Source organism: Streptomyces katrae (assembly GCF_000966975.1).
In the GTDB taxonomy this organism is placed as follows: domain Bacteria; phylum Actinomycetota; class Actinomycetes; order Streptomycetales; family Streptomycetaceae; genus Streptomyces; species Streptomyces katrae.
On the sequence record NZ_JZWV01000625.1, the window covers coordinates 1 to 8,862 of the forward strand.

The window sequence follows — 8,862 nt, forward strand, 5'->3', positions numbered from 1 at the left end:
CGGGCGCGGGACCGGCGGGCCGGCCCGTACCGCCGGGGCCGCCCGGTCCGCCGGGGCGCCCGGGGCCGCCGGGGCCCGAGGGGCGGCCGGGGCCGGAGGGGCGTCCGTAGACCTGGCCGGTGTTGTACCCGCTGTCGTACGCCGCGTCGGGGTCCTGCCGCTGCTGCGGCGGCACGCCGTAGCCCGGGCCGGGCCGCGCGCCGGGCGGCGGGGCCTGCGGGGGGACCGGGGTCCGGCCGGGGCCCTGTGCGGGACGGGGCTGCGGCCGGGGAGGCCGGGGGGCCTGCGGCTGCCGCTGGACGTGCCGCATCCGCTGCGGCCCCTCCGGCTGCGCCTGCCCGCTGCCGCGCCCGTACCCGTCATCGCGTCGGCCGCGCGCGTCGCGCTCGCCGCCGAAACCGTCCCAGTCACTCATGCGCACAAGGATGCCCGGCCGGTAGCGGGCCGGGACACCCCGGTGGGGTCTTCGTACCGGGGCTGTTGCACACCTGATGCCTGGGCTACGCACTTAAGGTGGCTGCATGACACAGATACCGGAGGCGCTGGAGGGCAAGCCGATCTCGGCGTCCCGGACCACCCTCAGCCACATCATGACCGCGGCCGACACGAACCTCCTCGGCTCCGTGCACGGCGGTGTGATCATGAAGCTGGTGGACGACGCGGCCGGAGCCGTCGCCGGGCGCCACTCCGGCGGTGCCGCCGTCACCGCCTCCATAGACGAGATGGGTGCCGCCGTCACCGCCTCCATGGACGAGATGGCCTTCCTCGCCCCCGTCCGCGTCGGCGACCTGGTCCACGTCCGGGCGCAGGTCAACTGGACGGGCCGCTCCTCGATGGAGATCGGCGTACGGGTGCTCGCGGAGCGGTGGAACGAGTCCACCCCCGCCACCCAGGTCGGCAGCGCCTACCTCGTCTTCACGGCGGTGGACGCGGAGGGCAAGCCCCGCCCGGTCCCGCCGGTGATCCCGGAGACCGAGCAGGACGAGCGCCGCTACCAGGAGGCGCAGATCCGCCGCACCCACCGCCTCGCCCGGCGTCAGGCGATCAAGGAGCTGCGCGAGCGCCGACTCGCCGAGGGCCTGGACGAGGACTGACCCCGGCCCGGGCCGGGGGGCCGGAGCATACGGGAGCCTTACCCTTTGTCCCCGTATGCTGATACGTCGACGTCCGGCTCCCGCACGAGTGACGGCCGTGCACCCACGACCGGCCCACGACCGGCCCACGACCGGCACTGCCGCGGAGACCCCTTGATGCCGACTGCCACCCAGACCGCACCCGCGCCCGCCGCCCCCGCCCCGGCGGGCCGGCGCCGGCTGCCCGTGCCCGACTGGCTGTGGGCCGCGCTGCTGACCCTGGCGGTGACCGTCTTCCGGGCCGGGACCCCGCAGCTGTGGCGCGACGAGCTGGCCAGCTGGGAGGCCGCCTCCCGCGGCACCGGTGAGCTGATCGGGATGCTGGGGCACGTCGACGCCGTCTCCGGCCTGTACTACCTGCTGCTGCACTGCTGGGTCTCCGTCTTCGGGGACTCCGCCGCGATGCTCCGGCTGCCGTCGGGGCTGGCCATGGCCGGTGCCGCGGCGCTGGTGGTACTGATCGCGCGGGCCCTGTTCGACCGCCGGACCGCCGTGTTCGCGGGGCTGCTGTTCGCGCTGCTGCCCGCCGTCACCCGGTACGGCACCGAGGCCCGGTCGTACGCCTTCGTGGTGCTCGCCGTGACCGCCGCGACCTGGCTGCTGCTGCGGGCGCTGGAGCGGCCGTCGGCCTGGCGCTGGGCGGGGTACTCCGCCCTGGTCGCCGTGTCGGGGCTGCTGCACATGGTGTCCCTGCTGGTGCTGCTGCCGCACGCGATGATCGTCGTCCTGCGGTGGTGGCGCGGCCGGCGTAGCCGCACCGTGGTGTCGTTCGCGGTGGCGGCCGTGGCCGGGCTGGTGCCGGTGGTTCCGCTGGTGCTGCTGGGGCGGCGGCAGGTCGGCCGGCAGATCAGCTGGATCGACACCCCGCGCATGCGGGACATCTCCGGGCTCTGGGACAACCTGTTCGCCTCCCCGCTGGTGGGTCTGGGCATCGCCGCGCTGGCGCTGCTGCCGCTCGCGTGGCCGCGGGGCCGGCGCCCCGCCGTGGAGGTGATGCTGCTGGGGGCCGTGCCCATCGGCGCCTGCTTCGTGGCCTCGCAGGGCAGTTCCTCGTACTTCATCGACCGCTACGTGCTGTTCACCGTCCCCGCGTGGGCGATCCTCGCCGCCGCCGGGCTGGCGGCGCTGCGGCCCCGGGCGGCCGGTGCGGCCGGGCTGGCGGCGCTGGTCCTGCTCGGTGCCCCCGACCAGCGTCAGCTCCGTACCGAGCAGGCGAAGGAGACCTCGGACGGCATCGCGGCGGCGCGGGTGATCGCCAAGGGCTACCGGCCCGGTGACGGCTTCGTCCCGCCGCGCGGCAAGCTGGAGCGGGTGTTCATGATCGACTATCAGATCGCCTACTACCTGCCCGACCGGGTCCGGCTCCGCGACGTCTTCGCCGAGCGGTCGGCGGTGGCGTCCGAGGACCTGTTCCCCGTGGAGTGCAAGCAGCCCGAGAGCTGCCTGGGCGACACGAAGCGGATCTGGCTGGTGACGCGGGACACCGGCGACAACCACGACCCGTACAACCGGCTCCCCGCGGCCCCGAAGAAGGCCCTGAAGGACCACTACCGGGTCGCTTCGACCACCGAGGTGCGCGGGCTGCACGTCTCCCTGCTGGAGCGGGTGAAGTAGCGGGCCCCGTGCCGGGCGCGACGCTACTTCCCGCACACCACCTGGTCGCCGGTGACCACGCCGAACTCGCCCTGGAGGGGGTCCTCGGCCCGGACGGGTACGACCTTGGCGTAGTCGGAGCCGGCGATCACCAGTACCGTCCGGCCCTGCCCGGCGACCGCGCGGAGTTCGCTGCCGGGCAGGGCCGCCGCCACCGTGCGGGCGGAGCGGTCCCAGCGCGGGTCGTACGCGATCACCGTGCGGCGGACGTCGCGGCCGGCACCGCTCGCGGGGGTGCCGGTGGTGTCGAAGCCGGTGGCGCGCAGGGCGGAGTCCACCCGTCCGCCGAGCCCGTCGATGCGGGTGCCGTTCTCCACCTGGACGCGGACCTGCTGCGGGGGCACGTCCACCGTGACGGGTGACGGCGCGGCCGCGGCCGCGGGCCGGCCGGCGGGGCGGCGGGGCGGCCGGGGCGGGGCGGGGCCAGCGGGCGGTCCTCGCGCAGGGACTCGAAGAGCTGGGCGGCCTTGTGGTCGTCCCACTTGACGGTCGAGCCGATCCCCTTGACCGGGTAGGAGGCGTCCCCGATCGGGACGGAGGCGAACTCGGACGAGGAGGGGGTGAAGCCCCGCATGGCCTGGCCGAGCGCCAGCATCTGCTCGGAGCCGAAGTCCTTGTCGGCACGCACCGAGCCCAGCAGGGTGGAGCTGACCTCCTTGAACTTCACCGGGTTGAGCAGCACCCCGCCGCCGGTCGCCTGCTTGATCAGGGCGGCGACGAACCGCTGCTGGCGCTGCATCCGGCCCAGGTCGGCGGCCCCGTCGACATGGCGGGAGCGGACGTACTGCAGGGCCTGGCCGCCGGTGAGGCGGTGGGTGCCGGGCAGCAGGTGCAGGCCGGTGTTCTGGTCGTGGAGGGCCTTGGCGGTGCAGATCTCCACCCCGCCCATCGCGTCGACGGTCCGCATGAAGCTGGTGAAGTCGACCTCCAGATAGTGGTCGATCTTGACCCGGGTCATGTTCTCCACGGTGCGCACGGTCAGGTTGGGCCCGCCCTCGGCGTAGGCGGCGTTGAGTTTGACGGGGTGGGGGCGGTGGGGTCTGCCGGTGACCGGGTCCTGGTGGGCGGGGAGTTCGGCGTAGCTGTCGCGGGGGAGGCTGACCACGCTGGCCCGCTGCTGGTCGGCGGACAGGTGCACCAGCATGATCGTGTCCGTGCAGTGGCAGGGCTCCCCGCCGAGCCGGTACTCGCGCTTCTCCTCCGGGGTGATCTTGTCCCGGCCGTCGGTGCCGACCAGCAGGAAGTTCACCCCGTGCCCGGCCTGCGGGCGGTTCTTCATGTCCTTGAAGGGGTCCACCCGTTCGATGCCGGTGTCCAGCCCGGTCATCACGGCGTGCCCGACGGCCCCCGAGCCCAGGACCACCAGGGAGACCCCGGCCGCGATCCGCACGCCCCAGCGGGGCCGGTCGCGCCGGCCGCGGGCCGTACCGCCGCGTCCGCCGCCCTTGCGTGCGCGCTGCGGCTGGGCCGGCCCGGCGGGCCGGGTGGGGCGGTGCGGCTGGGGCACGGGGGACACCTCCCGGTACGTCGGGCAGATTCGTCAGAACAGTAGGCCCATACGATCAGCGTCTGTCCCTACCGCTCGTCCGCCGCGCACCCGTTTCCCCCGTACGCGGTAACGTGACACCGATACCCGACCGTGAAGGACGACATGCCCGCCCAGCAGCCCGCAGTCTCGGTGATCATGCCGGTGCTCAACGAGGAGCGCCATCTGCGTGACTCCGTCCGGCACATCCTCGGACAGGAGTACGCAGGGGAGATGGAGGTGGTCATCGCGCTCGGGCCGTCCACGGACCGCACCGACGAGATCGCCGCCGAACTCGTCCGCGAAGACCCCCGTGTCCACACCGTCCCCAACCCCACGGGCCGGACCCCCGCCGCCCTCAACGCCGCGATCAAGGCCTCCCGCCACCCGATCGTCGTCCGCGTCGACGGCCACGGCATGCTCTCCCCGAACTACATCGCCACCGCCGTCCGCCTCCTGGAGGAGACCGGCGCGCAGAACGTCGGCGGCATCATGCACGCCGAGGGGGAGAACGCCTGGGAGGAGGCCGTCGCCGCCGCGATGACCTCGAAGATCGGCGTCGGCAATGCGGCCTTCCACACCGGCGGCCAGGCCGGCCCCGCCGAGACCGTCTACCTCGGCGTCTTCCGCCGCGAGGCCCTCGAACAGCAGGGCGGCTACAACGAGGAGTTCATCCGCGCCCAGGACTGGGAGCTGAACTTCCGCATCCGCGAGGCCGGCGGGCTGATCTGGTTCTCGCCCGAGCTGAAGGTCCAGTACCGGCCGCGGCCCTCCGTGCGCGCCCTGGCCAAGCAGTACAAGGACTACGGCCGCTGGCGGCACGTCGTGGCCCGCTACCACGCCGGCTCCATCAACGCGCGCTACCTGGCCCCGCCGACCGCCGTCTGTGCGATCGCGGCCGGGCTGGTCGCGGGCGTCGCCGTCACCCCGTGGGCGTTCGCCGTCCCGGCCGGCTACCTCGCGGCGATCACCGCCGGCTCCGTCCCGGCCGGCAAGGGGCTGCCGCTGAAGGCCCGGGCGCGGATCCCCGTGGCCCTCGCGACCATGCACATGTGCTGGGGCTACGGCTACCTCACCAGCCCGCGCTCGCTCGCCCGCAAGGTCATCGCCAGCCGCCGCCCCTCGGTGCGCCGCGACCCGGCCGAGGTCTGAGGGACGGCGCACCACGCGAAGGGGTGACCCGGTCCGCAGCGGACCGGGTCACCCCTTCGCGTTCGGCGCGGCCGCCGGCTCACCAGCGGTACGGCTTGTAGACCTCCATGCAGGCGCCGGTGTCGGAGCCGTTGATCGCGTCGGCGGTGTCCGGGATCGCACCGGCCGCCGGCGGGGCCTGCTGCGGGAAGGCGTTGCCCTCGCGCCAGTCCGCGCCCACGATCAGGGTGATCTTCGAGACGTCGGCCGACTGCTGCACCGCCGTGTTCGGGATGCCCAGGGAGGCCGCCACGCTCTGCGCCTCGTCCGCCAGGTCCGGCGTCGGGTAGCGCACCACGGTGGTCTTCTCCGGGGTCAGCGCGGTGTCCGCCTTGGCGCCGGTGAAGCCCTTGGAGACCAGGACGTCCGCGATCGCGTTCGCCCGGTGGGGCGCCAGCGGCTGGCCGGCGGCGGTGCCGTTGACCACGTTGACGGCGATCTTGTCCGGGGTGGTGACCGGGGCCTTCGAAGGCTCCTGGCCGGGCTGCGCGGGCGGCTGCGAGCCGGCCGGAGCGGGCTGCGGGGCCGACGGGCTCTGCGCGGCCTGGGGGCTCTGCGCGGCCTGCGGCTCCCCGTTCTTGTCGAAGGCGATGTCCTTGCGGAGCATCGTCCACAGCTTGTCGGCGTCCGCCGGGTTCACTATGAGCCGGTCCTCGTCCCGGGGGTCCTGGAAGGTCGGCATCGTCGTCATCGTGATGCGGTTGGTGGGGACGTCCTTGAGCTGCATGGCCAGGTTGTAGAGCTTCTTGACCGAGCCGATCTCCTCCGAGACCTCCAGGGCCTTGGTCGCCGCCTCCGCCAGGTCCGTGATCCGGCCGACGTCGGTGAAGGCGTTCTGGCTCTTGAGCTCGCGCATCATCGAGTTCATGTACATGTGCTGGGCCTGAGCCCGGCCCAGGTCGCTGCTGAACGCGTGCCGGGTGCGCAGCCACTGCAGCGCCTGCTCGCCCTTGACCCGGGTCGTGCCCTTCTGGAGCTTGAGGCCGGAGCCGCCGCCGGAGGTGGGCAGGGGCCGGTCCCAGACGTTGTCCTTGACGCAGACCGGGACGCCGCCGACCGCGTCGGCCATCTTCACGACACCGGAGAAGTCGATCATCATCCAGTGGTCGATGTAGACGTTGGTCAGCTTCTCCCAGGTGGCCAGGGTGCAGCCGGGGCCGCCGCGACCGAGCGACTCGTTGATCATCGCGTAGGTCTTCTTGAACTTCTCGCCGGTCTTCGGATCCGTGCACTCGGGAATGTCCACCCGGGTGTCGCGCGGAATGCTCACCACCGAGGCGTTCTCCCGGTCGGCCGACACGTGCAGCAGCATCTGCACGTCGGCGAGCGGGGCGTTGCCCACCGTGTCGCGGCTGCCGCCGAGTTCCACGTTCTCCGGCTTGTTGCGGCTGTCGGAGCCGATCAGCAGGATGTTCAGCGGGCGCTGGCCCTTGGCGTTGGCGTGGGTCTTCTCCACGCCGCTCTCACCGCTCAGGCGCTGCCCGCTGCGGATGTTGCCGTCGAGATGACGGTAGTAGAGGTACCCGGCCGCCGAGGTTCCCAGGATCAGGAACGCCAGGACGGACGCCACCCAGAACAGCACCCGCCGGCGGCGCCGGCGGACGGGGATGCCACCGCCCGGGGGCCGGGCGCCGTCGCCCTCGCCCTTCCGGGGTGGGGGCACCGTGCCGGACGCCTTCTTCTTGCCGCCTTCGGATATGCCGTCGGCGGCCTTGTCGGGCGCCCCCTCCCCCCGCACGCTGCTGTGCATCACGCGTACCCCCCTCAAGATTCTTAACTGGTCGGTATTGTGCCGGTCCTGCCGGCTACCGCCCCATCGGCGGTCTGTGGACTTCCGGCGGGCAGCCTAAGAGCCGCCCGTTCCCGCATCTCCGCGCCGTACCCCGGCGTCCGCCGGTGCGGCAGGTCACTTGGCGCAGACCGCCTTGTCCGCCTCGACCCGCTGGACCCCCTCGGGAGCCTGCTGCGGGGCCGCCGCGCCGAGCGGCGTGCCGGGCTCCTTGAAGTCGGCGCCCAGGGTCAGCTTCATCGGGGTCTTCGGCCCCGCGTCGGCCGCACCGGGCTTCAGCGCCGAAGCGGGCAGGCCCATCATGTCGGCCAGCGCCCTGGCCTGGTCGGCCTGGTTGGGGGCGTACTCCAGCTGCGTGGCGGCCAGCCGCGCCGAGGCGTTGCCGTGGTTGCCGGCCTTGTAGACGCCCTTGCTGTTCTGCAGCCAGGTCAGAGTGGTGGACGCCGATCCCGGCGGGCCGCCGCCGTTGTACACGTCCACCCGGACGTCCCCGGCGGGGGCGCGGTTCCCCTGGAGCAGCGCGTCCTGCTTGCTCTTGGCGTCGGCCTCGGCCGCGTCCTTGGCGGCCTGCTCCTTCTTCTCCACCTCCGTGAGGGACACGTCCCCCCGGATCATCTGCAGGAGCGGGTCCGCCTGCGCGGAGTTCACGACCACGGTCGCCTTGCGGTTCGCCGGCTCGTTCGGGTTGTCGATCACCGGCAGCGTCGTGAACGTGACGTTCTTGGGGTTGATGTCCTTCAACTCGCCCGCGAGGGCGGTGAGCTTGCCGATGGAGCCCAGTCCCTGGTCCACGGTCAGCGACTTCGTCGCCGCCTCCGCCAGCGAGAAGAACTTCTTCGGACTGGTCAGCGTCTCCTTGGACTTCATCTCGCGCATCATCGAACCCAGGAACTGCTGCTGGGTCTTGATCCGGTCCAGGTCGCTCTCGTTGCCGAAGGAGTGCCGGGTCCGGACGAAGGCCAGCGCCTGCTCGCCCTCCAGCCGGTGCTCACCCGCCTTCAGGTTCAGCTTCGAATCGCGGTCGTTGACGTCCTTCGCCAGGCAGACGGGCACCCCGCCCACCGCCGTGCTCAGGTTCTTCACCGCGTTGAAGTCGACCATCATGAAGTTGTCGACGTCCAGGCCGGTCAGCTGTTTGACCGTGCGCATCGTGCAGCCCGGGTCACGGCCCTCCTGCCCCAGGCTGTTGTTGAAGCGGGTGCCCCGGGTGCCGGGGATCTCCTTGACCGAGCCGTCGACCTTCGTCGGGCAGGCCGGGATGTCGGTGATCAGATCGCGCGGGATGGACAGCGCGGTCGCGTTGCTGCGGTCCTTGGAGACGTGGAAGAGGATCGTGGTGTCGGCGTGACCGACGCTGTCGGCGTCCCCGTAACCCTCGTTGCCCTTGCCGCTGCGCTTGTCGGTGCCGATGACCAGGATGTTGATCGGCTGGTCCTTCTTGAACCCGCCGCCCGCGCCGCCGGTGTCGATGACCTTCAGGTTGTCGTTGAGGTGCTCGTAGTAGAGGTACGAGCCGACCCCGCCGCCGACCAGCAGGAACGCCAGGGTGCCGCCGGTGACCGTGAGCAGCC

Annotated in this window: 5 protein-coding genes and 2 pseudogenes; 3 read left to right on the forward strand and 4 right to left on the reverse strand. The window is 72.6% G+C overall.

Annotation, left to right across the window (positions count from 1 at the left end):
* A pseudogene (locus VR44_RS45995) lies at positions 1 to 415 on the reverse strand (hypothetical protein); the annotation flags it as partial.
* A gap of 106 nt (positions 416 to 521) precedes the next feature.
* On the opposite strand from VR44_RS45995, the gene VR44_RS22325 reads away from it, so the two are divergent.
* On the forward strand, positions 522 to 1,094 hold the full coding sequence (locus VR44_RS22325) for an acyl-CoA thioesterase (protein WP_045949351.1): 573 nt from the start codon (positions 522 to 524) through the stop codon (positions 1,092 to 1,094).
* Positions 1,095 to 1,250: 156 nt separating this feature from the next.
* Positions 1,251 to 2,747 (forward strand): glycosyltransferase family 39 protein, encoded by a 1,497-nt coding sequence (locus tag VR44_RS22330; RefSeq protein WP_045949352.1) that lies wholly within the window; start codon positions 1,251 to 1,253, stop codon positions 2,745 to 2,747.
* Between the two features lie 23 nt (positions 2,748 to 2,770).
* On the opposite strand, the pseudogene VR44_RS22335 reads toward VR44_RS22330, so the two are convergent.
* A pseudogene (locus VR44_RS22335) lies at positions 2,771 to 4,293 on the reverse strand (LCP family protein).
* Positions 4,294 to 4,437: 144 nt separating this feature from the next.
* Between VR44_RS22335 and VR44_RS22340 the strand changes: the two are divergent.
* Positions 4,438 to 5,463: a glycosyltransferase family 2 protein gene (locus VR44_RS22340; RefSeq protein ID WP_045949353.1), complete on the forward strand. Its 1,026-nt coding sequence runs from the start codon at positions 4,438 to 4,440 to the stop codon at positions 5,461 to 5,463.
* 79 nt (positions 5,464 to 5,542) lie between these two features.
* On the opposite strand, the gene VR44_RS22345 is transcribed toward VR44_RS22340, so the two are convergent.
* Both VR44_RS22345 and VR44_RS22350 read right to left on the reverse strand, forming a co-directional pair.
* On the reverse strand, positions 5,543 to 7,252 hold the full coding sequence (locus VR44_RS22345) for an LCP family protein (protein WP_094191838.1): 1,710 nt from the start codon (positions 7,250 to 7,252) through the stop codon (positions 5,543 to 5,545).
* A 156-nt stretch (positions 7,253 to 7,408) separates the two neighbouring features.
* A partial coding sequence (locus tag VR44_RS22350) for an LCP family protein (RefSeq protein ID WP_045949354.1) occupies positions 7,409 to 8,862 on the reverse strand: 1,454 nt, incomplete at its 5' end.